Source organism: Streptomyces sp. NPDC090108 (genome assembly GCF_044747185.1).
In the GTDB taxonomy this organism is placed as follows: domain Bacteria; phylum Actinomycetota; class Actinomycetes; order Streptomycetales; family Streptomycetaceae; genus Streptomyces.
Genome location: NZ_JBIVDQ010000007.1, coordinates 390,637 through 415,442 on the forward strand (window position 1 = coordinate 390,637; position 24,806 = coordinate 415,442).

Consider the following 24,806-nt stretch of genomic DNA (forward strand, 5'->3'; position numbering starts at 1 on the left):
TTTCTTTCCGCCCGGCCGTGCGCCGGGGCCTTCCCCGGCCATGCGCCGGACGTCCGTGTGCCGCCGCCCCGGTCGTGCCGCCGCCCCAGCCGTACGGCCGCCCCCGCCGTACGGCCGCGCGCGAAGTGCCGGCGCGGGCTACCGGGCGGCCCGCAGCGCGGGTACGTCGATGACCACCAGTCCCTCCACGCAGGCGACGGCCGGCCTGCCGTCCGCCACGCAGAGCCCGTGCACCGCCACGCCCAGGGGCACCGTCAGGGGCGGCAGCGGACCGAACGGGTCCCACACCCGCAGGTCGCGGTCCCAGCTGCCGCTGACCAGCCGCAGGTTGTCGCCCTTCCCCGTCCAGGCGAGCGCGGTGACGGGCTTGGAATGCCCGGTGAGAACCCGTGTCCGGGCGCCGGTCGCCGCGTCGAGCAGCAGGATGGAGCGGTCTCTGCCGCCGACGGCGAGCAGGGCCCGGCCGTCCCGCACGACGGCGCACAGCGCCAGGGGGCCGGAGGGCAGCACGACGGGCGGGCGGGCCTCGGTGCGGTGGTGCGCGTCCCAGATCCGCAGGGTCCGGTCGGCCCCGGCGGTGACGAGCAGGAGGTGTCCGCCCTGCGGATCGCGGAACCACGTCATGGCCGTGACCGATTTGTCGTGGGCGGTGAACTCGGGTCCGAACGTGGTGCGGGCGCGGGGGTCCCAGAGCCGGACGCGGCGGCCGGCGGCGGAGGCGAGCAGGATCTTCTTCTTGCCCGGTCCGGGGAAGGTGACCAGGGCGGCCACCCGGCCGCGGGCGGCGAGGGGAGGGTCCAGGCGGCGGCCGGTGGCCGGGTCCCAGATCCGGATCAGTCCGTCGTTGCCCGCGGTGGCCAGCATCTGAGCTCTGCCCTCCGCCTGGAACGCGGTCACCGCCCTGACCGCGCGGGGGTGCAGCATCAAGCCCGTCGGCCGGGACTGCGCGGGGTCCCACAGTCTGACGGTGCGGTCGCTGCTGACGGTGGCGAGGCTGACCCTGCTGTCCTGGCGCCGGTAGGCGGTCACCGCGTGCACGGGGCCGCTGTGGCACAGGGTGGTGTCGTCGGGCGCGGCGGGGCGGGCGGCGGGGTCCCAGGTCCTCACCCGGCCGTCCTGGCCCGCGGTGGCGAGCATCGTCCGCTGTCCGGGACCGGTGAAGACGGCGAGGGCCCGGATCCCCTTGGTGTGTCCGGTGCTCCAGGGTTCGCCGAGGCGCCGGCCGGTGAGCGGGTCCCACAGGCACAGGGTGCCGTCGTCGCCCGCGGAGGCCAGCAGGGTGCCGCCGTCGGGGCCGTCGAGAACGGCGAGGTCGTTGACCCGCCGGGTGTGCCCGCGCAGGTCCGGGAGCGTCTGGCGGCCGGTGGCCGGGTCCCAGACGCGTACGGTCCCGTCCTCGCCGCAGGAGGCGAGCAGTGCTCCGGAGCCGCGTCCGGTGAGCGTCAGGAGCGCGGAGACGCGTCCGTGCCGGGCGTTCCACGCGGACACCGGCTCGTCGCCGTCCTGTCCGGCGGAGGTGTCCCAGAGGCGGATGCGGCCGTCCTGCCCGGCGGTGGCCAGGAGGGTGCGCGGGGTCCCGCCCGCCGGTGCCGGGGCGGTGCAGGCGGTCATGGCCCGCACCCAGTGGCGTCTGCCCGCTCCGGGCCGGCTGCGGTAGCGGGACGTGAACTCCCGCTGTTCGTCGCGGACCGTGCGCAGTGTCCGGTGCGGGACGCCGGTGGCCGGGTCCCACAGGCGGACGACGCCGTCGTCTCCCCCGGTGGCCAGCAGGGGCCGTCCGTCTTCGGGCAGGACGGTCAGCGACCGGACGCCGCCGGGATGCCGCACGGTGGTCAGGGTCTCGGCGTGCTGCCCGCGTACCCGCCAAAGGCGGACCTGGTCCCCGCTGCCGCCCGCGGCCAGCAGGGTGTCGCCGTCGGGTCCGGGGAGGGCGAGGACGGTCCGCACCTCCCTGCCCGGCGGGCCAGGCAGCAGTTGGACGCGCTCCCCGGTGGGGCTCCAGACGCGTACGGTCCCGTCGGCGCCGCCGGCGACGATCAGGTCGGTGCCGCGGCGGCCGGGGCAGGAGGTCAGGGCGCTCAGTCCCAGGCGTCCGCGGCCGTCCATGGTGGTGTGCGGTTCCTGGGGGCGCAGCCAGGCCCGCCGGACGGTCCAGGCGGCCGTGTCCCCGTCCGTGGCGCGCGGGGCGGGGAATTCGGTGGTGCCGGCCTGCTGAGCCATGGCCATCTCGCGGATCCCCCGGCGGTCCTGGGGGCGGGCGTGGACCAGGCGGTGGCGGGCGCCGAGCACGCCGGTGACCGCCTCGGGGACGCCGGGGCGCCCCAGCGCGCTGCGCACGGCGTCGGCGCCGAGTGCCCGGGCGTCCAGCCGGTCGAGGACGTCGGGGCGTGCGGCGAGGGCCTGCCAGCCGTCCATGCCGGCGGCTGCCGCGTGGCCCGAGAGGTGACGGCGGACGTAGGGGTGGAGCGGGTCGCCGGATCCGGGCCGTACGGTGGCCAGCAGCGCGCCGAGGACGGCGAGGTGGCCGGCGCGGACGGTGGCGTCGCCGTCGGTGGCGAGGAGGCGTTCCTGGAAGGTGTGGTGGGCGAGCCGGTACACGGTGAGGCCGTCGTCCTCGTCGAGGCTGATGTACGGCGCGGCCGCCCGGGTCAGGGTCTCGAACCGCTCGTGGCCGGGGGCCGGTCCACCGGACAGTGCCGCGGTGACGGTGGCCCAGATGTCGCCGGTGAGCGGCAGTCCGCGGCCCTGGGCGTGGGCGAGGGCGCGCAGCATGTGGCCGTTCTCCGGTGCGGCGGCCCGCAGCCGGCCGACGGCGGCGTCGATGAGGACGCCGGGGTCGGCGCCGCTCAGCAGCCGCCGCAGTTCGCCGGCGTCGTCGAGGAGTCGCGGGCGGGCGAGGATCTCGTGGACGGCGAGGCGGGCGAAGAGGAAGCCCCAGTGGTCCTCCTCGATCAGGTTGCGGATGAGGGTGCGGGCCCGGTAGGGCAGCGTGCCGGTGAGACCGGCGTCGAGCCGGTCCATGACGTGGAGGACGACGTCCTCGGGTTCGGCGGTGAGGCGGACCGCCGAGGTCCCGCCGTCGGCTCCGCCGGTGTGCTCCTCGGACGGGGGCGGCACTCCCAGCGCGTCGAGGATGTCGGTGCTCCCGGGGGTGCCGGGGCTCGCGGGGGCGTCCGGGCCGGTGGCGGCGCCCGGGCCGGTGGTGGTGTCCGGTCCGTCGGGCGGCTTCGGGGCGCTCTCGGATGTGGTGGAGCGCCGGGTGCCGACCACCAGCCGCACTCCGGGCAGTGCGGCCAGGGCGCGCAGCACGCCGTCGGCGACGGCGACGGGGTCCTGGGCCTCGTCCAGCGCGTCGAACAGCAGGGTGAGCGGCCGGCGGCCGTCCCGTACCCGGCGGACGAGCCAGTGGGCGGGCTGCCGCAGGTCCCTGGGGGTGTGCGGGGCGCCCAGTCCGCAGGCCTCGGCGATGGCCGTGACGGTGGCGGCGGTGCCGAGGTTGCGCAGCGAGAGCGCGGCGGTGAAGACGTCGTCAGGGGGACGGTTGCGTTCCTCGTCCTCCATGACCAGGCGGAGGCCTTTCAGCGCGGCGCGCAGCGCGGGCTGGGACTGGGCGAGCAGGTGTCCGAGGAAGGCCGATTTGCCCGCTCCCGGGGCTCCGGTGACGACGAGCATGCCCTGATGGCGCTCCCGCAGCCAGTCCGCGACCTGCCGGCGCTCCGCGCGGCGTCCGGTGAAGTGCCAGGTGACGTCGTCGTATTCGGCGTCGCGGGCCTGCTCGATGCTCTCGGTGAACTCTCTGAGCCGGTCCGGGGCGAGGGCGCGCAGCGCGGCGTCGAGGCCGTCCATCGTGTCGAGCGGGCCGCGGAACGGCAGCCAGGGGCCGCGCCGGACCAGTCGCGCGCCGGTCAGCCCGGACGGTTCGCTGAAGTCGCTGGTGTGGAGGAGTTCCTTCAGCCGTACGGCCAGGGCGTGCAGGGGGATCACGGCCTGGCCGCGGAAGTCGGTGTCGACCACCGTGCGCAGGGCGGTGCCGAACTCCCCGAGACGTGTCGTGCCGTCGCCCGACACCCCGAAGAGGAGGGCGTACTGGCGGCCTTTCCGCTTGCCCAGAGCCGCTGCGGTGTCCTTGACGAAGGCGCTCGCGTGGCAGGTGTCGACGACGACGAACGTCCAGACGGCCTCGGGGGCGGTGGAGGCGCGGTGGGCGAGCGCGTCGGACAGGTCCTCCGGGCGCAGGCGGCTGAACCTGTCGTGGGTCAGCAGCCGCGCCCCGTCGTCGGTCAGTTCGCCGTGGCCGATCCAGTAGAGGACGGTGTCGCGGGGGTCGGCTGCGAGCCGCCACTTCGTGAGGCGTTCCGTGACCTGTGCGTGGCCGCGTCCGGCCATGGGGACGTCCCAGTCCTCGTCCTCGGCCCCGAAGAGCGCGAACACCTCGCGGACGCGGGCGAGTTCGGCCTCCACCCCGGGCAGGTCCGCGATCTCGTCGTCCGCGTACGCGCCGAGGGCGAAGGAGAGCATCCCCGGCGGCCGCGGGTCCTCGGTCACGGCTGGTCCGGGGCGGCCGCGAAGACGAGCTGGGAGACCGGGGCGGCGCCGGGCGTGCGGAGTGTCACGCGGTGGAGTCCGGGGCGCTCCAGGGTGATGCGGGCGTGGACCTCCCCGTCCCGTCCCTGCAGGCCGAACCGGTCGGCCCAGCCGCGGGGCGCGTCGACCGACTCGACGGTGCAGAAGGCGTCGCCGCCGGGTTCGGCGCCGGTGACGACCGCGCTCCAGGCCGTGCGGGGAGCGACCGCGCCGTCCGGCGTCTCCAGACCGGCCGGCAGCTCGTCGGCGCCGAGGGGTGGTCCGTAGGCGGCGAGGTCGCCGTCGCGCAGGATGCGTGCCACGCGGCGGACCACTTCGTCCGCGCTGCCGAGGTCGGAGTGCGACTGGAACAGCCGGGCGGCGGGACGGGTGCCCGGTATTCCCGCCGAGCCGGTGGGGACGGTGCCGTCGCCCCATTCGTTCACGCGGCGGGGCGCCTCGGACGTGCCGCGCAGGGTCGTGAAGAGGGGGGTGACGACGCCGTCGTCGACGCGCAGGCTCTGCGCGGTCCGCTGGGCGGTGCCCAGCAGGAGCTGGTGGCGGTCGGCGGCGAGGGCCGGGGCGTCGCCCTTGTGCCGTTCCGTCCAGGCCGCCGCCTGGACGGGGTCGCCGCCGAGTCCGGTGACGTCGGAGGCGGTGAGGTGGCGGCCGGCGTGTCCGTCGTCGAGGCAGCGGTAGCGGGGTAACAGGTCGTAGACCCCGGGGAGGGCGGCGGCGAGTGCGCGCAGGCCGTCGTCGGGGTCCTCGCGGAGCAGGGAGGTGAGGGGGCGCCGGGCGGGCAGCAGCGGGATGCCCTTGCCGGAGTTCAGCAGGACCGCGGCCTTGGGGGTGCCGTGGAAGGGGGTGCCCAGGGTGACGCAGGTCCTGATGAAGGGGGCCGCGGCCGCTTCCTGTGCGAGGTGGCGGACCAGCAGTCCGCCCATGGAGTGGGCCACCAGGACGAGCTTGGCCGGTTCCTGCGGCTGTACGGGGTGGCGGCGTCTGGCCTCGTCGTGGGCGCTGTCGGCGCGCCAGACCGCGAGGTGTTCCAGGGCGGCGTCGAGGAGCAGCCGGGCGTTGTGGGCGACGGGCAGCCGCCAGTCGTAGGGGAACGGCCGGACCGCCTTGGGGTGGGCGACCGCGCCGTGGACGCCTTCGAGGAGTGCGCGGTAGCGCTCGATGCCGCGGAACGCGGGGAACCAGGCCGCGTACCGCAGGAGCGAGGTGGCGACGACGCGTCCGTACCGGCCCTCGCGCTCGTCGTCGTCGAGCCGGAGTCTGCGCAGGGCTTCCGGGCCGAACCAGGAGGCGGCGACGGGCCCTTCTCCCCACAGCGGATCGCCGGTGCGGGCTTCCCGCAGCACGCTGCCCATGATCCCGGGGACGACGACCACGGCGTCATGGGTGGCGTACGGGAGCGGCAGGTCGCCGCCCCTCGCCGGTCTGGCACTCATGCCAGCCGACGATAACGGCATCCGCGGTCACATAGATCCGAAAAGACAACATTTGCTGTCCCGGGGCCCATGGGCCCCGGGAGCGGTGGGCCCGAGGGGCGGTGGGCCCGAGGGGCGGTGGGCCCCGGAGTGTCACTCCTGGGCGCCCCACAGGGGTACGGGGCCGTCCTCGTCGAGGGCGCCCGTCGCCTTCATGTCGCCGGAGGCCGCACGCAGCAGCCGGCGGCCCATGGCGATCAGCGCGCGTCCGGCGGCGAGTTCGTCGCCGATCTCGGGCACCGCGGTGTCGTAGGGGTTGCGGCGGGCCTCGGCGTGGCTCTCCAGGACGTTGTCGCCGGTGTCCAGGACGATCCGGGCGGTGGTGTCCGGATCGTGTTCGGACAGGTAGAGGTTCAGCCGCCACTCCTTGACGGACGGCGGGGGTGGGCCGCTCACGGGTGGGGTCATCGTCCGCCCTCCTCACCGGTCTGGGGGGCGCGACGGGGTGCCCGGCGCGTCACCCCTTCCACTGTGCACCGGCCGGGGACGCCCCGCACCGGCGGCCGGGGGACGCCGGGCGCCCGGGCAGAATGGGGGCATGACCACGCGTACCTGCCCCTGCGGACTTCCCGGGTCCTACGACGCCTGCTGCGGCCGCTTCCACTCCGGTTCCGCGGCCGCCCCGACCGCCGAGGCGCTGATGCGGTCCCGGTACACCGCGTTCGTGAAGGGGGACACGGGGTATCTGCTGCGGACCTGGCACCCCCGGACCCGGCCGGAGGGTCTGGACCTGGATCCCGGGACGCGGTGGACGGGGCTGGAGATCGTCGAGGCCGCCGACGGGTCGGCCTTCCACGCCAAGGGCACCGTGACGTTCCGCGCCTCGTACCGGGGCGGCTCGATGTGCGAGCGGAGCCGGTTCGAGCGGGTGGACGGGGCGTGGGTGTACGTCGACGGGGACTTCCTCGACTGACCCCGGTCCGCAGTCTGACGTTCCGTCAAACACCCCGCCACGCGCGCGGGGTGGGCAGCTGACGGACCGTCAGGGTGCCAGGATGTCCAGCTCCTGGAGGGCACCCACGGTGATCTCCCGGGTCAGCTCCTCCGCGCGTACGGCGTCGCGCGCGCGGACCGCCTCCGCGACCCGCACGTGCAGGGTGACGGCGGCCGGGTCGGGTTCCTCGAACATGACCTCGTGCTGGGTGCGGCCGGTCAGCACCTCGGCGACGACGTCCCCGAGCCGGGCGAACATCTCGTTGCCCGAGGCCGTGAGGATGACGCGGTGGAAGGCGACGTCGTGCACCAGGTACTGCTCCAGCTGGTGACCGCGCGAGTGGGAGACCATGCCGAGCGCGCACTCGGTGAGTTCCGCGCACTGCTCGGCCGTGGCGTTGCGGGCGGTCAGGGCGGCGGCGGCCGGTTCGATCGCCGAGCGCAGCACGGTCAGTGAGCGCAGCTGGTGGGGGCGGTCGGCGCCGGCCAGCCGCCAGCGGATGACCTGGGGGTCGTAGACGTTCCACTCGACCTTGGGGCGGACCGTCACGCCGACCCGGCGGCGCGACTCCACGAGGTGCATGGACTCCAGCACCCGGACGGCCTCGCGCATCACGGAGCGCGACACCTCGAAGTGCTGCGCCAGCTCGTCGGTGCGCAGGACACTGCCCGGCGGGTACTCGCCGGCGGTGATCGCGGGGCCGAGGCTGTCCAGTACGCGGCCGTGCAGCCCTCGGCCCGGTGTGCTCATGCACTCAGCGTACGGCCTGGGTTACAGAGACAAAAAGTCAGACTTATATGTCACATGCACTTGAATTTGTCGTACCTAATAGGTTTCAGTGTGGCGACGCCGGATGTCGGCGTCGGATGTCGAGGAAGACAGCGAGGCAGTCATGCGCACCCCCCTGGTCGTCGTCGTGATGGGTGTCGCCGGGACGGGCAAGACCACGATCGGTCCGATGCTCGCCGCCCGGCTGGGCGTTCCCTACGCCGAAGGCGACGACTTCCACCCGCAGGCCAACATCGACAAGATGTCGGCCGGCACCCCGCTCGAGGACGCCGACAGGTGGCCCTGGCTGGATGCCATCGGGCAGTGGGCGCACGGCCGTGACGGCCTCGGCGGAGTGGTGAGCAGTTCGGCGCTGAAGCGCGCGTACCGCGACCGGCTCAGGGCCGCGGCTCCCGGGATCGTGTTCGTACATCTCGCGGGCGACCGGAAGCTCATCGAGGACCGCATGTCACACCGTCAGGGTCACTTCATGCCGACCGCGCTCCTGGACTCGCAGTTCGCCACGCTCCAGCCGCTCCAGGACGACGAGGCCGGAGTGGCCGTCGACGTCGCGGGCGGGCCGGAGGAGATCACCGAGCGTGCGGTGGCGGCCCTCGAGGCGTACTCCGCGACCTCCGCGTAACACCGGGGTTCCCCCGGACCAAGCAGCACCCCACCCCTCGTCCCCATACCTACAAGGGAATCCCCCGTGAGCAGACTCAGCGTCGAGATGCTGGCAGCGGACCCGGTGCCGCCGATCACCTCGGCCGGCCACGCCCAGCTCGGCATCGCCGTCCTGGCCGGCATCGCCGTCATCGTTTTCCTCATCACCAAGTTCAAGCTGCACGCCTTCCTGGCCCTGACCATCGGTTCGCTGGTGCTCGCGGCGGCCGCCGGAGCGCCGCTCGACAAGGCGATCACGAGCTTCACCACCGGCCTCGGCAACACGGTCGCCGGTGTGGGCGTGCTGATCGCGCTGGGCGCGATCCTCGGCAAGCTGCTCGCCGACTCCGGCGGAGCGGACCAGATAGTCGACACGATCCTCGCCAAGGCGGGCGGCCGTGCGATGCCGTGGGCCATGGTGCTGATCGCCTCGGTGGTCGGCCTGCCGCTGTTCTTCGAGATCGGCATCGTGCTGCTGATCCCGGTCGTGCTGATGGTGGCCAAGCGCGGCAACTACTCCCTGATGCGCATCGGCATCCCGGCGCTGGCCGGTCTGTCCGTGATGCACGGTCTGATCCCGCCGCACCCCGGCCCGCTGGTCGCGATCGACGCGGTCAAGGCCAACCTGGGTGTGACGCTGGCGCTGGGTCTCGTGGTCGCCATCCCGACCGTGATCATCGCCGGTCCGCTGTTCTCGAAGGTCGCCGCCCGCTGGGTGGACGTCCAGGCTCCTGAGCGGATGATCCCCGAGCGTGCCTCGGAGCAGCTGGAGCGGCGTCCGAGCTTCGGCGCGACGCTCGCGACGATGCTGCTGCCGGTGGTCCTGATGCTGGCCAAGGCGCTGGTGGACATCGTCGTCGACGACCCGGCGAACCTGACCCAGCGGGTCTTCGACGTGGTCGGCTCGCCGCTGATCGCGCTGCTCGCCGCGGTCGTCCTGGCCATGTTCACGATGGGCCGCGCCGCCGGGTTCACCAAGGGGCGCATCCAGGAGACGGTCGAGAAGGGCCTGATGCCGATCGCTGGCATCATGCTGATCGTCGGCGCGGGCGGCGGCTTCAAGCAGACGCTGATCGACTGCGGTGTGGGCCAGATGATCCTGGACATCTCCAAGGACTGGTCGATCCCGGCGCTGCTGCTGGCCTGGCTGATCGCGGTGGCGATCCGGCTGTGCACGGGTTCGGCGACGGTGGCGACGGTCTCGGCGGCCGGTCTGGTCGCGCCGCTCGCGGCCGACATGTCGACCACGCACACCGCCCTGCTGGTCCTGGCCATCGGCGCCGGCTCGCTCTTCTTCAGCCATGTCAACGACGCCGGCTTCTGGCTGGTGAAGGAGTACTTCGGGCTGAGCGTCGGGCAGACCGTGAAGACCTGGTCCGTGATGGAGACGATCATCTCTGTGGTCGCCGGCGGTCTGGTGCTGCTGCTGTCGCTGGTGATCTAGCGGCCGTACGACGGCCTCTGCGCTCCGTGCGCCGGACGGCCCGCCCCCTTTCTCCGCGTCCAGCGGAAGGGGGCGGGCCGTCCGGCGTTTCCCGTTCCCGTGCGTTCCCGGGGCGGTACGGCCCCTGGGGGAGGCGCTTTTCAGGGGCGCCACAGCGGGTGTTCCCGCTCCGCCCACGCCTTGCCGACCTCCCCGGTGCGCATCCCCTCGCGGGCCTCCGGGTCGCCGAGGGCCATGCCGATGTGACCGGCCAGGACCACGCCGACGGTCAGGGCCAGCCAGTCGTGGACGAAGGTGGCCGAGGTGCGCCACATCAGCGGGGCGAGGTGGGTGAACCACATCATCAGGCCGGTGCCGAGCATGACCAGGGTGGCACCGGCGATCCAGGCGGCGAAGACCTTCTGGCCGGCGTTGAACTTGCCCGCGGGACGCGAGGACCTCCGCTTGTCACGACGCAGGGCGGCGCGCAGCCACACCCGGTCGTGCGGGCCGAACCGGTTGAGCACACCGAGGTCGGCGCGGAACGCGCGGGAGGCCAGGCCGAGCAGGACGGGCACGGGCAGGGCGAGGCCGGCCCACTCATGGACCCGGACGACCAGTTCGCGGCGGCCGACCAGCACCGCCAGCTGCGGGACGTAGAGGAAGGCCGCGGTCACCACGCACACGCCCATCAGGGCGGCGGAGAACCTGTGCACCATGCGTTCGGCGGGGGTGAAGCGGCGGACGCGCGCGCTCGCGGGCGCCGGGGTCTCAGCTCGTAGGGTCATCGCCGCGTCCGTTCGAACGGCCGACCCAGGCGTCGACGTCGTAGCCGAGGTTCTCCCAGTAGCCGGGCCGGACGCGGTCGGTGACCGTGATGCCGGAGAGCCACTTGGCGGACTTGTAGAAGTACATCGGGGCGACGTAGAGGCGGACGGGGCCGCCGTGGTCGTGGCCGATCTCCTTGTCCTGCATGCGCAGGGCGACCAGCACGTCCGGGCGGCGGGCCTGGTCGAGGGTGAGGCTCTCGGTGTAGGCGCCGTCGAAGCAGGTGAAGCGGATGGCCTTGGCGGAGCGCTGCACACCGGCCGCGTCGAGGAGGTCGGACAGCCGCACGCCCTCGAAGGGGGTGCCCGGGACGCGCCAGCCGGTGACGCACTGGACGTCCCTGACCAGCCTGCTCTGCGGCAGCGCGCGCAGGTCGGGGAGGGTGTAGGTGTGCGGGCGGTCGACCAGGCCGTCGACCTTGAGCCGGTAGGTCGCGGGGGTCTTGCGCGGGACGGACGCGGTGACGGAGTAGTAGCGGAAGCCGCCGCCGTTGGGCAGCAGGCCGGTCAGGCCCGTGGGGTCCTTGCCGGAGACGGCGCCGAGGGCGCCTTCGAGGCCGCGCTGCAGCGTGGGCGCGGTGGCCACGCCGAGGACACCGAGGCCGAGGGTGCCGAGGAAGACGCGGCGGCCGATGGGTCTGCCCTGGGCGTCGGGTTCCTCGGACGGCTCGGTGCTTCCGGATCGTTCGTCTCGCTCAGGCCGTTCGGGTTTCACCTGACCATTCGAGCACTCCGCACCCGGGCGGGGCCAGGAGTGGGGGCCACAGGTCAGAGTTCCGTAATCAATTCTTACGGACGGCCCGCGCGCCCGGCGTGTCCCGCTCGGGCGCGCGCCGCCCGGGCACGGGCCGCTCGGGGCGCCTCGCTCAGGCATGCGCCGTCCGGGCACGCACCGCTCAGCCGAGGCCCAGCGCGCGGGCGCGGGCGGCGCGGAAGGCGGCGCGGGGGTCGCGGTCCGAGTAGCACCAGGGGGCCCGGGTGAGGTGCCCGCCGATGCGTTCGAAGAGCGCGGCGGCCTCGGCGGTGCGGCCGGCGCAGGTCATCGCGAAGGCCAGGTGGTTGAGGTCGATGTGGCGGCGCGGGTGGTCGTCGTGCTCCCACTCCAGCCACCAGTCGAACGCGGCGCGCAGCGTCCGGCGGGCGAGGGGGCCGGACCAGTGTCCGGTGACGGCCAGCCCGGCGGCGGCCAGCACCCGGTGGCGCTCGGCGTGGGCGACCACCGGCAGGAGGGCCAGCGGGGAGTCGGCGGGGGCGTCGGCGGCGGCCTGTCCGGCGAGGTCGTACACCTCGTGGGACTCGGAGCGGCGGCCGGCCGGCCACTCGGCGAGGCGGGCGAGGAGCAGGTGGTGCGCGTGGTGGTGTTCGGGGTGGCGCTCACGCAGCCGGGCGAACGTGCCCAGCAGTTCGGTCACGGTGCCGTGGACGCCGGCGAGCAGCAGCAGGCCGAGCCAGGGCGTGGGGTCGGCGGGGGCGAGCTCGGCTGCGGTCCGGCAGGCGGCGCGGGCCACGCCGGGGTCCTCCTTGCCGCGCAGGGCACGGTGGACCTGGGCCAGGGCGAGCAGGGTGGCGGCGTCGGCGGATCCGGGCTCGGCGAGCAGCCACTGACCGGCCCAGGCGGCGGCGTACGGCTCGGCGGCGAGCACGGTGACGCGGTGGCCGCGGCGGTCCCAGTCGTCGCCCGTGTGCAGCAGCAGCGAGCGCACGGGCTGCCAGCGGCCCTGGGTCAACGCCGCCCGCGCGGAGCGGAGTTCGGCGTCGCCGAGGGCGGCGTCGAAGGCACGGGCCGTGCCGGGGTCGTTCGCTGGGGTGGCGCCGGCCGGGTCCATGGGGGCCCGGAGGGCGCCGAGCAGAGGCGGGAGTGGAGGCACCGCCGGCCTTCCTGTTTGCTCGGGCTGCCATCGGCCGATCACGCACAGTCAACCCCCGAGTCGGGGTTGACGTCAAGCGGAACCATGGTGTTGCCCGGTTCAACAAGCTTGACAGGAGGGGCACTTGAGGTACGGCACCCCTGGTCGGGGGCGTCGGAGGCACCCGTCGCACGGGATGCGGCGGGTACCGCGGCGGGCCGGGAGCGGGGGTGCGAGGGCGCGGCCCCGGGTGCCCGCGGCGGAAGCGGAGGACGGCGGCGCGCCCGCGGGACGCTCCGCGCGCGGCCGGGGTCCGGCCGCGTGGGCCCCGCGGCCGGACCTGGCCGTACGGCCGGAGCGCACGACCGCGCCCGTACGACCGGGCCCGACGGCCGGAGGGCGCGGCCACACCCGAACGACCGGGACCCACGGCTGGAGCGCGCGGTCGCCCCCGTACGACCGGGACCCACGGCTGGGCCGTATGGCCGTGGTCCGGCCGCTGTCCCGGAACCGGTCCCGCGTGCGGCCTCAGGCGTGTTGCCGGGCCCGGCCCGTGACGCGCTCCCGCGTCGGGGCACGGTCCCGGGCCGGGGATCCGGATGCCGCGCGGCCCGGCATCCGGCCGTGCGGCGCGGCGTGAGGCGCGGCCTGAGGCGCGGGGCCGCGCGACGTGACGAGCGCGTGTGACCCGCGCGTGTGGACCCGCGCGCGGGCGTCCGGGTGTGGCGCGCGCCATGGCGCCGGGAGCCCGCCGGACGGAACATGACCGGACGGGCGGGTTCCCCGCACCCCGGCGTCCGCCGCCGGGTGGCGCGGCCGGGCCGTGTGCCCGGTTGCGGGCACTCTCCGGGCGGCACCGCGCCGGGAGCGCTACAGTCGGCCACTACGCACCCGTGGCCCGGCCGGATGATCGAGGTACGCAGCGTGTCCGTTCTGGTTCTCCTCCTCGCCGTGAGCGCCGCCTGCTGCGTGGGCTTCGGTTTCGTCCTCCAGCAGAACGCCGCCCAGGACGCCCCGCTCAGCGACTTCCTGTCCTTCCGGCTGCTGCTCGACCTGGTGCGGGTGCCGCGCTGGCTGGGCGGCATAGCGCTGATGGTGGCCGGCATGGGCCTGGGCGCGGTCGCCCTCGCCACCGGCGAGATCTCGATGGTCGAACCGCTGCTCGCCACCAATCTGCTGTTCGCCCTCGCCCTGTCGCGGCATCAGAACAAGCAGCACCTGGGCCGCCAGGGCTGGGCCGGGCTCGCGCTGCTCGCGGGCGGCGTGAGCGCGTTCATCCTGGCGGGGCGCCCGCGGGCCGGCACCGCCGTCACCGATCCGCTGCGCCACTGGCTGATCATCGGCGTGATGCTCGGCGTGGCCCTGGCGCTCACGGCGTACGCCAAACGGTCGCGGCTCGGCCGGGGCCCGCTGCTGCTGGCCACCGCCGCCGGACTGCTGTACGGCGTGCAGGACGCGCTCACCCGGGTGAGCGGCACCCGGTTCTCCGCCGGCGGCTTCACCGAACTGTTCACCGCCTGGCAGCCGTACGGGGTGCTGGCGCTCGGGGTCACCGGACTGCTCCTCGTGCAGAGCGCGTTCGAGACGGCGCCGCTGCGGATGTCGCTGCCCGCGCTCACCGCGGTCCAGCCGCTCGCCGGCATCCTGTGCGGGGTGGGCTTCCTCGGCGACCGGCTGCGCACCGACACCGGGGCGCTGGCCTGGCAGGCGGCGGGGCTCGCGGGGATCGTCACGGGCATCGTGCTGCTCGGGCTGCACCCGGCGATGCCGTGCCGCTCGGCGGAACGGGAACAGGTGCGGGACCTCCAGCGGAACTGAGCGCCCTGGCCGCGCGGCGTGCTGCTTGGATACCGCCATGAATCCTTCTGACGAGATCCTCGACATCGTCGACGAGAACGACCGGGTGGTCGCCCAGAGCCCCCGCGGCGAGGCCTACGCCCGGGGACTGCGCCACCGCTGCGCCTTCATCCTCGCCCGGGACGCGGACGGCCGGGTGTTCGTCCACCGGCGCACCGCCACCAAGCTGGTCTATCCGGCCCTGTACGACGTCTTCGTCGGCGGGGTCGTGGGCGCGGGTGAGTCCTACGCCGAGGCGGCGCTGCGGGAGGCGGAGGAGGAGCTGGGGGTGTCCGGACTGCCCGAGCCGGAGTACCTCTTCAAGTTCCTGTACGACGACGGCGCCGGGCGCACGTGGTGGTCGGCGGTCTACGAGGTCCGCTGCGACCTGCCGGTCAGTCCCCAGGCCGAGGAGGTGCAGTGGCACGGCTTCCTGTCCGAGGAGGAACTGGAGCGGCGGCTCACCGAGTGGGAGTGGACGCCGGACGGGCTGGCGGCGTACGAGCGGCTGAAGGCCTTCCGCGCGGGTAGGTGACACGTCGGAGGGGTCCGCGGGCGCGCCGGTAGTGTCCTCGGCGTGATCGAATTCGTACGCAACGCCCGCCTCTGGTTCGCGCCGGAGCGGGTGCGGGACGAGGGCAGCACTCCCGACTACCGGTTCTCGCTGGCCAACGAGCGCACGTTCCTCGCGTGGCTGCGGACCGCGCTCGCGCTGATCGGCGGCGGCTTCGCGGTGGACCAGTTCCTGCCGGACCTGCGCTGGGGCTGGCGGGTCGGGCTGGCGCTCGCCCTGCTCGGCGCCGGGGTGCTGTGCTCGCTGCGCGCGGTGAACCACTGGGTGCGCTGCGAGCGGGCGATGCGGCGCGGCGAGGATCTGCCCGTCTCCCGGTTCCCGGCGGTGCTGGGCCTGCTGGTGGCGGTGGTCGCCGTCGCGATGGTCGTGGTGGTGCTCGTCGGGTGGGCCGGGTGAAGCCGCACGGACCGGCGGTCCCGGGTGGCCCGGGCGAACCGGATGGGGCCGGTGGATCCGGTGGGTCCGGTGGGTCCGATGGATCAGGTGGATCAGGTGGATCCGGAGAACCGGCGGTCACCGGTGGACCGGGGAACCCGGAGGGACCGGGAGCACCGGGAGCACCGGGAGCACCGGGGAACCCTTCGGCGTCGGCGGCCCGTGACCCCGGGCTGCAGCCCGAGCGGACGCGGCTGGCCTGGCGGCGTACGACGCTCGCGAGCACCGTGGCCACCGTGCTCGCCGTGAAGACCGCGCTGCACGGCGGCACCGCCGGCGGTGTCGTCGTGTGCGCGCTGTGCTGCGCGCTCTGGCTGGGCTTCCTGTTCGTGGCCCACCACCGCATCAGGGCCCTGTCCGCGAGTCCCCGCCCAGCCGCGCTGACGCCCCGGCACGCGGGGTCGGCGGTGCTGTGCGCGGTGGCGATGGCGGTGTGCGCGGCGGCGCTCGTGGTGTGACGAGGGGGGACGGGGTGACGGGGTGACGGGGGCGACGTGACGGGGAGACGGGGGGACGGAATGGGATGGAGCGACGGAGGGCGCGGGGTGACGGGGTGACACCACACGCCGTGCATCCGGTTTGCCGGGATTCGTACGGTTCGCGCGTAGCCTGGCGCTCGTCACCATCCCGTACCCCCTCGAAGGTGAGCAGCGGCATGACCACCCTTCACCAGGAGCACAGCGAGCACGGCACGCACAGCCACGGACCGGGCTGCGGGCACGCGGCCGTACCGCACGGCGACCACGTCGACTACGCGCACGACGGGCATCTGCACCGCGAGCACGGCGGCCACTGGGACGAGTGCGAGGTGGCCGGCCACACGGCGCACGACGGCCACAGCCACGTGCACCACGAGGAGTGCGGACACGCCAGAGTGGTGCACGGCGACCACGTCGACTACCTGCACGACGGCCACCGGCACGCCGAGCACGGGGACCACTGGGACGACCACTGACCCTCGTCCGGGTCCGGCCCCGGGGCGTCCCGGGGCCCGGCCGGCGGCCCGCCGTGGCCCCGGTCACGTTTCATCGCGGGTTGCGCTCACCCACTGGACGACATACCGACCGGTCGGCATCATGAGACGGGTTCCGTTCGCCCGTTCGTAGGAGTGATGCATGAGCGCCGACCACCCGCCCGGACTCGATCTCGACCGGCTGCGTGCCCTGCTCGACCGTGAGCGGCCCGGCCTGGTGCACGGCCCCCTGACCGGCCGTCTGATCGAGGGCGGACGGTCGAACCTCACCTACGCGCTGTCCGACGGCACCTCGAAGTGGGTCGTACGACGGCCGCCGCTCGGCCATGTGCTGGCCACCGCGCACGACATGAAGCGCGAGCACCGGGTGATCAGCGCGCTGCACCCGACCGAGGTACCGGTCCCCCGCCCCGTGCTGCTGTGCGAGGACGAGGAGGTGCTCGGGGCGCCGTTCTACGTCATGGAGTACGTCGAGGGCACCCCGTACCGCACCGCGGACCAGCTCGCCGCGCTGGGCGGGGAGCGCACCCGGGACGCGGTGCTGTCCCTGGTCGACACGCTCGTCGCGCTGCACGCGGTGGACCCCGCCGAGGTGGGCCTCGCCGACTTCGGACGGCCGGAGGGCTTCCTGGACCGGCAGCTGCGCCGCTGGGGCAAGCAGCTGGACGCCTCGCGCAACCGCGAACTGGCCGGCATCGACGAGCTGCACTCCGCCCTCGGCCGCGCGCTGCCCGTCTCCCCCGCGCCCACGATCGTCCACGGCGACTACCGCCTGGACAACGTCCTCATCGGCGGCCCGGACGGGCCGGAGGGGCGCGACGAGATCAAGGCCGTGCTCGACTGGGAGATGTCGACGCTCGGCGACCCGCTGACCGACCTGGGCCTGCTGGTGATGTACAGCATGCCGCTCGGGACGGCCGACTCCCCCGTCTCCACCACCGCCGAGGCCCCGGGGCACCCGAGCCCGGCGGAGCTGGTCGAGCGGTACGCCGCGCGCTCGGGGCGCGACGTCTCGGAGATCTCCTGGTACACGGCGTTCGCGTGGTTCAAGCTCGCCGTGATCCTGGAGGGCATCCACTACCGGTACACGCAGGGCCAGACGGTCGGCGGCGGCTTCGACCGCATCGGCGACCTCGTGCCCGTCTTCATCCACCACGGACTGACCACTCTCCAGGAAGGCTGACCGGACATGGACTTCGCGTTCGACGCGCGCACGGAGGAACTGCGCGGCAGGCTCCTCGCCTTCATGGACGAGTACGTGTACCCGGCCGAGCCGGTGGCCGAGGAGCAGCGGGCCGCGCTGGCCTCGCCGTGGGACACCCCGGCGGTGGTCGGGGAGCTGAAGGCCGAGGCGCGCAGGCAGGGCCTGTGGAACCTCTTCCTGCCGGACGCCGAGTACGGCGCCGGGCTCACCAACCTCCAGTACGCCCCGCTCGCCGAGATCACCGGCCGCTCCCCGCACCTGGCGCCCACCGCGCTGAACTGCGCGGCGCCGGACACCGGCAACATGGAGGTGCTGACCCAGTTCGGCTCGGACGAGCAGAAGAAGCAGTGGCTGGAGCCGCTGCTGGCCGGTGAGATCCGCTCGGCGTTCGCGATGACCGAGCCGGAGGTGGCCTCCTCCGACGCCACGAACATCACGACGTACATAGAGCGCGACGGCGACGAGTACGTGATCACCGGCCGCAAGTGGTACATCTCCGGGGCGATGAACCCGGACTGCAAGATCTTCATCGTGATGGGCAAGACGGACCCGGACGGCGCCGACATCCGCCGTCAGCAGTCGATGATCCTGGTCCCGCGCGACACCCCGGGTGTGACGGTCAAGCGCGCCATGCAGGTGTTCGGTTACGAGGACCACTCGCACGGCGGCCACGCCGAGGTGGTGTTCGACCACGCGCGCGTGCCGGCGTCGAACCTGATCGGCGAGGAGGGCGGCGGCTTCGCCATCGCCCAGGCCCGGCTCGGTCCCGGCCGGATCCACCACTGCATGCGGCTGATCGGCATGGCCGAGCGGGCGATCGAGCTGATGTGCCGCCGTGCGGTGTCCCGTACGGCCTTCGGCAAGCCGCTGGCCCAGCAGGGCGTGGTGCAGAACTGGATCGCCGACGCCCGGGTGGAGGTCGAGCAGCTGCGGCTGCTGGTGCTGAAGACGGCCTGGCTGATGGACACCGTCGGCAACAAGGGCGCGCACACGGAGATCCAGGCCATCAAGATCGCCACGCCGCGCGCGGTGGTCGGCATCCTCGACCGCGCGATCCAGCTGCACGGCGCGGGCGGTGTCAGCCAGGACTTCCCGCTGGCCGACCTGTACGCCGGTGCGCGCACGCTGATGCTGGCCGACGGCCCGGACGAGGTGCACCAGCGCTCGCTGGCGCGCCGGGAGCTGAAGAAGTACCTGTAGGACGGACACGCGTGAGGGGCCGGCCGCGATCGCGGCCGGCCCCTCACGCGTGTTGCGCCGTGGTCAGGGGCGCAGGGCCCGCAGCAGCAGGTCGGCCAGGTGGTCGGCGACCTCCTGCGGGGTGAGGGGGCCGTCGGGGCGGTACCAGGTCGACAGGTGGTGGACCGAGCCGAAGTGGTAGTCCACGATCAGGTCGGCCGGGGTCGCCGTGGAGAAGACCCCGGCGCGCTGGCCCTCCTCGATGAGGGCGCGGAAGCGCTCGTGGTAGCGCCGGCGCTCGGCGCGGACCTGCTTGTTCTTCTCCGGGCTGAGCTGGTGCATCGACCGGAAGAAGATCATGGCGTCGTCGAGGTTCTCGATCGTGGTGACGACGACGTCCGCGGCCGCGGCGCGCAGCCGCTTCTCCACGGGTTCGTCGGCGTCGGCGAGCGCGTCGAGACGCTCCTGCTGGACGCGCAGCATCCGCGCGTACACCTCGTGCAGGAGGTCGTCCTTGGAGCCGAAGTAGTGGTACAGCGCCCCCTTGGTGACGCCGGCCGCCTCCACGATCTCCTGCACCGAGGTGCGGTCGTACCCCTGCTCGGCGAAGAGGCGGGTGGCGGCGTTCAGCAACCGCTGCGGGACGGGTGTGCCGTCACCGTCCGTCGTCCTGGGCACTGCCGCCACCTGCCTTTCCGTCGTGACTACCGGCTCTCGTTGCCGCTGTCCTGGGCGCGGGAACGCAGTTCCCGCCGGAGGATCTTCCCACTGGCCGTCTTGGGCAGGTCGGGCAGGATCTCCACCTGGCGCGGGTATTTGTACGCGGCCAGTCTCTCCTTGCACCAGGCCGCGAGGTCGTCGGGGGCGGTCTCCGCACCGGGACGCAGGCTGATGTAGGCCTTGACGGTCTCCCCGCGGTAGCCGTCGGGGACGCCGACGACGGCGGCCTCGCGCACCGCCGGATGGGTGTAGAGGACGTCCTCCACCTCGCGCGGCCACACCTTGAAGCCGGAGGCGTTGATCATGTCCTTCTTGCGGTCGACGACGTAGAGCCAGCCCTGCTCGTCCATGAAGCCGATGTCGCCGGTGCGCAGTTCGCCGTCCGGGAAGGTCTCGGCGGTGGCCTCGGGGCGCCGCCAGTAGCCGGGGACGACCTGCGGGCCGCGCACGACGATCTCGCCCTGCTGCCCCAGCGGCACCTCCTCGCCGCGGTCGTCGAGGATGCGGACGTCGGTGTCGGCCCCGGGCAGGCCGACCGACAGGGTGCCGGATACGGGGTCGACGGGTGCCTCCAGGCCGGGCGGCACGGAGGCGCAGGGCGCGGTGCACTCGGTGAGGCCGTAGCCGACGCGGATGTAGGGGCCGAAGCGCTCGCGGAACCGCTCCACCAGGGCGGGCGGCACCGGGGCGCCGCCCGAGGAGATGTTCACGAAGGAGGAGAAGTGCTCCGGGGTGACGTCCGGGTGGGCGGCCAGCGCCATGAAGGCGGTGGAGGGGCCGACGGTGTAGTGCGGGCGGTGCTCGGCGAAGGCCTCCAGGACCACGGAGGGCTCGAAGCGGTAGGTGAGCACGAGGGTGCCCGCGCTGTTCAGGCAGGCGCCGAACTGGCAGACCATGCCGGTGATGTGGAACAGGGGCGCGAGGGCGTAGTAGACGGGTGCCTCGGGCAGGGCGAGCCCGGTGCTCTGCCGCTCGGCGTTGTGCATGATGTTGCGGTGGGTGTTGGTGGCGCCCTTGGGGGTGCCGCTGGTGCCCGAGGTGTAGCTGATGAGCGCGATGTCGTCGGGGTGCGGGGTGCGGCCCCCGGGTGCCTTGCCGCCCTGGCGGGCGACGGCCACGAGGTCGTCGGCGTCGGCCGCCTGCGGCAGCCGTTCGAAGGTGAGCACGCGGGCGTCGTCGCGGGTCTGGAAGTCCCGCTCGCACGCGGTGAGCACGATCTTCACCGGCGAGTCCGCGGCGGTCTCGCGCAGGTACGACTCCCAGGCCCGGTCGGAGCAGACGAGTGCCGTCACCTCGCCGTCCCGCAGGACGTGGCCGACCTCCGCCGAGCGGTACATCGGGTTGACGGGGACGACGGTCGCGCCGGCCTTCCAGGCGCCGAGGACGGCGAGCACGAAGTGCGGGGAGTTCTGCAGCAGGACGGCCACCCGGTCGCCGCGCTCCACTCCGCGCCCGGCGAGGTGGGCGGCGACGGAGTCGGACAGCTCGTCGGCCTCCCGGTAGCTCAGCCGGGCGTCGAAGTAGGCCAGGAAGGTGCGGTCGGGGGCCTGGCCGGCCGCCCGGCCGAGGGCGTGCACCAGGGAGTCGACGGGGTCGACCGGGGCGCGCTGGGCCTCGTCGAGGAGGGCCAGCCAGGGGCGGGCGGCGTAGGGGGAGGTGGTCACCTGGCGGCCTCCCACTTGCGCTGGATGTGGTTCATGCCGGCGAGCCAGCGGTCGGGGGTGGTGGCACGCGCGGCGTAGTAGTCGGCGACCTCGGGGTGCGGCAGGATCAGGAAACGGTCCTCCTCGATGCCCTGGACGAGGGCGTCGGCGACCGCCTCCGGCTCGATCGCGCCGGGCTGGAGCACCAGGTCGCCGGCGGTGCCGGTGGCGGCCAGCATGTCGGTGCGCACGCCCTGCGGGCAGATGGCGTGGACCTTGAGGCCGCGGTGGCGGTAGGTGAGCGACAGCCATTCGGCGAAGGCGAGCGCGCCGTGCTTGGTGACGCTGTAGGAGGGGGCGCCGATCATGGTGAGCAGGCCTGCGGCCGAGACGGTGGAGACGAACCGGCCGGTGCCGCGCTCCAGCCAGTCCGGCAGCAGTTCGTGGGCCGCGCGGACGTGGGCCATCACGTTGACGTCCCAGGACACCGCCCAGGACTTCTCGTCGAGGCCGGCGCCGGGCAGTCCGTCCTCGAAGGCGACGCCCGCGTTGGCGCAGTAGACGTCGACGGTGCCGCCGAGGGCGTCCCGCGCCTCGCCGACGATCACCGAGGCGTCGCCGGGCACGGCGATCCCGCCGATCTCCTCCGCGACCGCCTTGGCCTTGTCGCCGTCCAGGTCGTTCACGACCACCCGGGCGCCCTCGGCGGCGAACCGGCGGGCCAGCGCGGCCCCGATCCCGCCGCCCGCTCCGGTGACGACCACTCCCGCATCCTGCACGGCTTCCACCATCGGTCCTCGGTCTCCTTCGACACGACTTCACGCGGCACGCGCATCGGCTCCGCGGCGCCAGACTAACCAGTCGGTATGTCATTCGGAAGGGGAATCTCCGACGACTGCGGTCCGGCGCGTTCCGCGCGGGGCGGCCGCGCGCTAGCGTCCCCGTGGCCATGACACCGCCGCGATCACGGAGGTCGACCGCATGACGCTGTCCAGAAGGAGCCTGCTCGCCACCACGGCCGCCGCGGCCGCCGCCGCGCCGCTGGCCGTCTCCGCCGCCCGGGAGGCGGGCGGCTCCGGATCCGGGCACCGGCCGCACCACGGCTCCTCCGGGGGCCTGCTGCGCACCGGCTTCGAGCGGCTCGCCGACGACGGCTACGGCCTACTGGCGGGACGGAAGACCGGCGTCGTCACCAACCCGACCGGGATCACCCGCGACGTCCGCCACATCGTCGACGTCATGCACGCCGACCCGCGCGTGCGGCTGACGGCCGTCTTCGGCCCCGAGCACGGCTTCCGGGGCACCGCCCAGGCGGGCGGCTCCGAGGGCCGCTACGACGACCCGGCGACCGGCCTGCCCGTCTACGACACCTACCTCAAGAGCGGCACCGCGCTGGCCGACGTCTTCACCGCCTCCGGCGTGGACACGGTGGTCTTCGACATCCAGGACGCCGGCGCCCGTTTCTACACGTACATCTGGACCCTGTACGACTGCATGGAGGCGGCGCAGCTCGCGGGCAAGCGGTTCGTCGTCCTGGACCGCCCCAACCCGGTCACCGGACGTGCCGCCCTGGGGCCGGTGCTGCACAAGGAGTTCGCCACCTTCGTCGGCCGGCAGCCGATCGCGCAGGCGCACGGCATGACGGTCGCCGAACTCGCCCGGCTCTTCAACTCCGAGTTCCTGGCGGCCCCCGTGCCGCTGGAGACCGTCACCATGACGGGCTGGAAGCGCGGGGACTTCTACGACGCCTCGGGGCTGCCGTGGGTGCCGCCGAGCCCCAACATGCCCACCGCGGACACGGCTCTGGTGTACTCCGGGACCTGCATGTTCGAGGGCACCAACCTGTCCGAGGGCCGCGGCACCACCCGCCCCTTCGAACTCCTCGGCGCGGAGGGCGTCGACGGGCGCTGGGCCGCCGCGGCGAACGAACTCGCGCTGCCGGGCGTGCGGTTCAGGGAGGCGTACTTCGCGCCCACCTTCTCCAAGTTCCAGGGCAAGACCGTCGGGGGCGTGCAGATCCACGTCCACGACCGGGCCGCGTTCGACCCCGTGCGCACCGGGATCGCGCTGCTGGTGACCGCGAAGAAGGTCTGGGACGGCTTCGCCTGGCGACCGGACAACTGGATCGACAAGCTCACCGGTTCGACACGGGTGCGCACGATGATCGACGCGGGCGCCGGGACCGACGAGGTGACCGGGGCGTGGCAGGAGGAGCTGACCGCGTTCCGCCGGGTTCGAAAGGAATATCTCCTCTACGGCTGAGCCGCGCCGTATGGCCAGGCTCCCCCCGCGGCGGGACGATGCGCCCACATCAGACCGTTGGGGGGGATGAGAGGGAGCCTGACATGGCGCAACCCGGGATCGGCGTGACTCCCTACTGGGAGCTGACCTTCGACGCGGACGGGGACGTGGACCGCCCCGAACGCGACCGGCTGCTCGCCGGGATCACGGACCGCGGCGTCCGTGACCTGATCGTCTTCGCGCACGGCTGGAACAACGACCGTTCGGACGCCACCGCGCTCTACCGCGGATTCTTCGCGCCGGTCCCGGGACTCGTCCCGAGGGCACGCGTGGGCTACGTGGGGGTGATCTGGCCGTCGATGCGTTTCTGCGACGAGCCGATCCCCGACTTCCCCAGATCCGCCGCGGCCCCGGAGGCCGCGGGCGCGCGGGCTCCGGCCCTGGACGAGGACACCAGGCGCGCCTTGGTCGCGGCCTTCCCCGGACGGAGCGCGGCGGTCGGCGAGATCGCGCGGATGCTGGACGAACGGCCGCGCGGGGAGGCGGGACTGGCGGAGTTCGGGCGGCTGGTGCGGACGCTGGCGGAGGTCCCGGACACCGGGTCCGCGGCGGACGTCCCGGCGGACACCCCGCGGGAGGACGCGGCCGCCCTGCTCGACGGGGACACGGTGGCCGTGTGCGCGGGGCTGGCCCGGGCGCTGGCCGGGCTCGCCGGGCCGGACGCGCCCGAGCCGTTCGGCCTGCCGAACCCGTGGGACGGCGCCAAGGAGCTGCTGCGGCAGGTGACGTACTACACGATGAAGCGCCGGGCGGGGACGGTCGGCGAGCGTGGACTCGGGCCGTTCATAGGGCGGTTGGCGCACGCCTCGGAGCGACTGCGGGTGCATCTGGTCGGACACAGCTTCGGCGGGCGGCTGGTGTCGTTCGCGCTGCGCGGGATGCCTGCGGACGTACGCGCGGTGAAGTCCGTGACGCTGCTGCAAGGGGCCTTCTCGCACTACGCGTTCGCCGGCCGGCTGCCGCACGCGCCGGACACGGCCGGCGCCCTGCACGGGGCCCAGGACCGGATCGACGGCCCCCTGGTGTGCTGCTACTCGCACTTCGACGCCGCTCTCGGCACGTTCTACCCGCTGGCCTCCCGGACCGCCGGCGACGACCGGTCGCTGGACGGGAACACCGTCGGGGACCTGCTCGGCTCGCGGTGGGGTGCCATGGGGCACGACGGGGCGCAGGCGATGTCCGGCGCGGCGGGGCTGGACCTCGCCGCGGCGCTGCGCGGCCCGCTGCCCGCCCGGGGGTGCGTGAACGTGGACGCGGCCGCCGTGGTGAGGCGGGGCGGCCCGCCGTCCGGCGCGCACAGCGACATCCTGCACCCGGAACTGGCCCGGGTGGTGCTGGCGGCGGGGCGCATCAGCTGAGCCGGGCGGGCGCCCGCCGATGACAGACGGACGCCAATGACCGACGGACGCCCGCCGATGGCAGA

General features: G+C 73.9%; 22 protein-coding genes. 12 read left to right on the forward strand and 10 right to left on the reverse strand.

Annotated features, from left to right (window positions below; translation table 11 throughout):
• Positions 1 to 138: 138 nt before the first annotated feature.
• The 3 genes from ACIPRD_RS25790 to ACIPRD_RS25800 form a co-directional block, all read right to left on the reverse strand.
• Positions 139 to 4,545 (reverse strand): hypothetical protein, encoded by a 4,407-nt coding sequence (locus tag ACIPRD_RS25790; RefSeq protein ID WP_401566278.1) that lies wholly within the window; start codon positions 4,543 to 4,545, stop codon positions 139 to 141.
• Positions 4,542 to 6,017: a hypothetical protein gene (locus ACIPRD_RS25795; protein WP_401566281.1), complete on the reverse strand. Its 1,476-nt coding sequence runs from the start codon at positions 6,015 to 6,017 to the stop codon at positions 4,542 to 4,544. The genes ACIPRD_RS25790 and ACIPRD_RS25795 overlap by 4 nt, the downstream gene beginning before the upstream one ends.
• A gap of 132 nt (positions 6,018 to 6,149) precedes the next feature.
• Complete coding sequence (locus tag ACIPRD_RS25800) at positions 6,150 to 6,464, reverse strand: dsRBD fold-containing protein (RefSeq protein ID WP_356400050.1); 315 nt, start codon at positions 6,462 to 6,464, stop codon at positions 6,150 to 6,152.
• 130 nt (positions 6,465 to 6,594) lie between these two features.
• On the opposite strand from ACIPRD_RS25800, the gene ACIPRD_RS25805 reads away from it, so the two are divergent.
• Positions 6,595 to 6,969 carry a YchJ family protein gene (locus ACIPRD_RS25805; RefSeq protein WP_401566284.1) on the forward strand — a complete coding sequence of 125 codons (375 nt, stop codon included), beginning with the start codon at positions 6,595 to 6,597 and terminating at the stop codon, positions 6,967 to 6,969.
• Positions 6,970 to 7,038: 69 nt separating this feature from the next.
• Here the strand turns inward: ACIPRD_RS25805 and ACIPRD_RS25810 are convergent, their stop codons facing one another.
• Complete coding sequence (locus tag ACIPRD_RS25810) at positions 7,039 to 7,740, reverse strand: FCD domain-containing protein (RefSeq protein ID WP_356400046.1); 702 nt, start codon at positions 7,738 to 7,740, stop codon at positions 7,039 to 7,041.
• A 142-nt stretch (positions 7,741 to 7,882) separates the two neighbouring features.
• On the opposite strand from ACIPRD_RS25810, the gene ACIPRD_RS25815 reads away from it, so the two are divergent.
• Both ACIPRD_RS25815 and ACIPRD_RS25820 read left to right on the forward strand, forming a co-directional pair.
• A complete protein-coding gene (locus tag ACIPRD_RS25815; RefSeq protein WP_356400044.1) occupies positions 7,883 to 8,401 on the forward strand; it encodes a gluconokinase in 519 nt (172 codons plus the stop codon).
• 66 nt (positions 8,402 to 8,467) lie between these two features.
• Positions 8,468 to 9,865: a gluconate:H+ symporter gene (locus ACIPRD_RS25820; RefSeq protein WP_356400042.1), complete on the forward strand. Its 1,398-nt coding sequence runs from the start codon at positions 8,468 to 8,470 to the stop codon at positions 9,863 to 9,865.
• 140 nt (positions 9,866 to 10,005) lie between these two features.
• On the opposite strand, the gene ACIPRD_RS25825 is transcribed toward ACIPRD_RS25820, so the two are convergent.
• From ACIPRD_RS25825 to ACIPRD_RS25835, 3 genes are all read right to left on the reverse strand, one after another.
• The gene (locus ACIPRD_RS25825) at positions 10,006 to 10,632 is read right to left on the reverse strand and encodes a cytochrome b/b6 domain-containing protein (RefSeq protein ID WP_356400040.1); all 627 of its coding nucleotides are present in this window, start codon (positions 10,630 to 10,632) and stop codon (positions 10,006 to 10,008) included.
• Entirely contained in the window at positions 10,616 to 11,386 is a 771-nt protein-coding gene (locus tag ACIPRD_RS25830; protein ID WP_401566289.1) for a molybdopterin-dependent oxidoreductase, read from the reverse strand. The genes ACIPRD_RS25825 and ACIPRD_RS25830 overlap by 17 nt, the downstream gene beginning before the upstream one ends.
• 181 nt (positions 11,387 to 11,567) lie before the next feature.
• Positions 11,568 to 12,539, reverse strand: coding sequence for a hypothetical protein (locus ACIPRD_RS25835; protein ID WP_401566292.1), 972 nt, complete (start codon positions 12,537 to 12,539; stop codon positions 11,568 to 11,570).
• Positions 12,540 to 13,442: 903 nt separating this feature from the next.
• Here ACIPRD_RS25835 and ACIPRD_RS25840 point away from each other — a divergent pair.
• The 7 genes from ACIPRD_RS25840 to ACIPRD_RS25870 all read left to right on the forward strand — a co-directional run bounded on the left by ACIPRD_RS25840 (position 13,443) and on the right by ACIPRD_RS25870 (position 18,740).
• Positions 13,443 to 14,336 (forward strand): DMT family transporter, encoded by an 894-nt coding sequence (locus ACIPRD_RS25840; protein WP_356400036.1) that lies wholly within the window; start codon positions 13,443 to 13,445, stop codon positions 14,334 to 14,336.
• A gap of 37 nt (positions 14,337 to 14,373) precedes the next feature.
• Positions 14,374 to 14,889 (forward strand): NUDIX domain-containing protein, encoded by a 516-nt coding sequence (locus ACIPRD_RS25845; protein WP_401566295.1) that lies wholly within the window; start codon positions 14,374 to 14,376, stop codon positions 14,887 to 14,889.
• 42 nt (positions 14,890 to 14,931) lie between these two features.
• Complete coding sequence (locus ACIPRD_RS25850) at positions 14,932 to 15,324, forward strand: DUF202 domain-containing protein (RefSeq protein WP_356400032.1); 393 nt, start codon at positions 14,932 to 14,934, stop codon at positions 15,322 to 15,324.
• 212 nt (positions 15,325 to 15,536) lie between these two features.
• Positions 15,537 to 15,821 (forward strand): DUF202 domain-containing protein, encoded by a 285-nt coding sequence (locus ACIPRD_RS25855; protein WP_356400547.1) that lies wholly within the window; start codon positions 15,537 to 15,539, stop codon positions 15,819 to 15,821.
• A gap of 197 nt (positions 15,822 to 16,018) precedes the next feature.
• On the forward strand, positions 16,019 to 16,318 hold the full coding sequence (locus ACIPRD_RS25860) for a hypothetical protein (protein WP_356400030.1): 300 nt from the start codon (positions 16,019 to 16,021) through the stop codon (positions 16,316 to 16,318).
• Positions 16,319 to 16,478: 160 nt separating this feature from the next.
• Positions 16,479 to 17,519, forward strand: a complete 1,041-nt coding sequence (locus ACIPRD_RS25865; RefSeq protein WP_356400028.1) for a phosphotransferase family protein — start codon at positions 16,479 to 16,481, stop codon at positions 17,517 to 17,519.
• A 6-nt stretch (positions 17,520 to 17,525) separates the two neighbouring features.
• Positions 17,526 to 18,740: an acyl-CoA dehydrogenase gene (locus ACIPRD_RS25870; protein WP_356400026.1), complete on the forward strand. Its 1,215-nt coding sequence runs from the start codon at positions 17,526 to 17,528 to the stop codon at positions 18,738 to 18,740.
• A 63-nt stretch (positions 18,741 to 18,803) separates the two neighbouring features.
• On the opposite strand, the gene ACIPRD_RS25875 is transcribed toward ACIPRD_RS25870, so the two are convergent.
• From ACIPRD_RS25875 to ACIPRD_RS25885, 3 genes are read right to left on the reverse strand one after another with little or no spacing between them, the layout of a single operon-like run.
• Positions 18,804 to 19,397 (reverse strand): TetR/AcrR family transcriptional regulator, encoded by a 594-nt coding sequence (locus ACIPRD_RS25875; RefSeq protein WP_356400024.1) that lies wholly within the window; start codon positions 19,395 to 19,397, stop codon positions 18,804 to 18,806.
• Between the two features lie 26 nt (positions 19,398 to 19,423).
• Complete coding sequence (locus tag ACIPRD_RS25880) at positions 19,424 to 21,103, reverse strand: class I adenylate-forming enzyme family protein (RefSeq protein WP_401566299.1); 1,680 nt, start codon at positions 21,101 to 21,103, stop codon at positions 19,424 to 19,426.
• Positions 21,100 to 21,873: an SDR family oxidoreductase gene (locus ACIPRD_RS25885; protein ID WP_356400019.1), complete on the reverse strand. Its 774-nt coding sequence runs from the start codon at positions 21,871 to 21,873 to the stop codon at positions 21,100 to 21,102. Before ACIPRD_RS25885 ends, ACIPRD_RS25880 begins: the two co-directional genes overlap by 4 nt.
• 190 nt (positions 21,874 to 22,063) lie before the next feature.
• Here ACIPRD_RS25885 and ACIPRD_RS25890 point away from each other — a divergent pair, with 190 nt between their 5' ends.
• Both ACIPRD_RS25890 and ACIPRD_RS25895 read left to right on the forward strand, forming a co-directional pair.
• Positions 22,064 to 23,344, forward strand: coding sequence for an exo-beta-N-acetylmuramidase NamZ domain-containing protein (locus ACIPRD_RS25890; protein WP_401566302.1), 1,281 nt, complete (start codon positions 22,064 to 22,066; stop codon positions 23,342 to 23,344).
• Positions 23,345 to 23,427: 83 nt separating this feature from the next.
• Positions 23,428 to 24,741, forward strand: a complete 1,314-nt coding sequence (locus ACIPRD_RS25895; RefSeq protein WP_401566305.1) for a serine-threonine protein kinase — start codon at positions 23,428 to 23,430, stop codon at positions 24,739 to 24,741.
• The last annotated feature ends 65 nt before the right edge of the window (positions 24,742 to 24,806 follow it).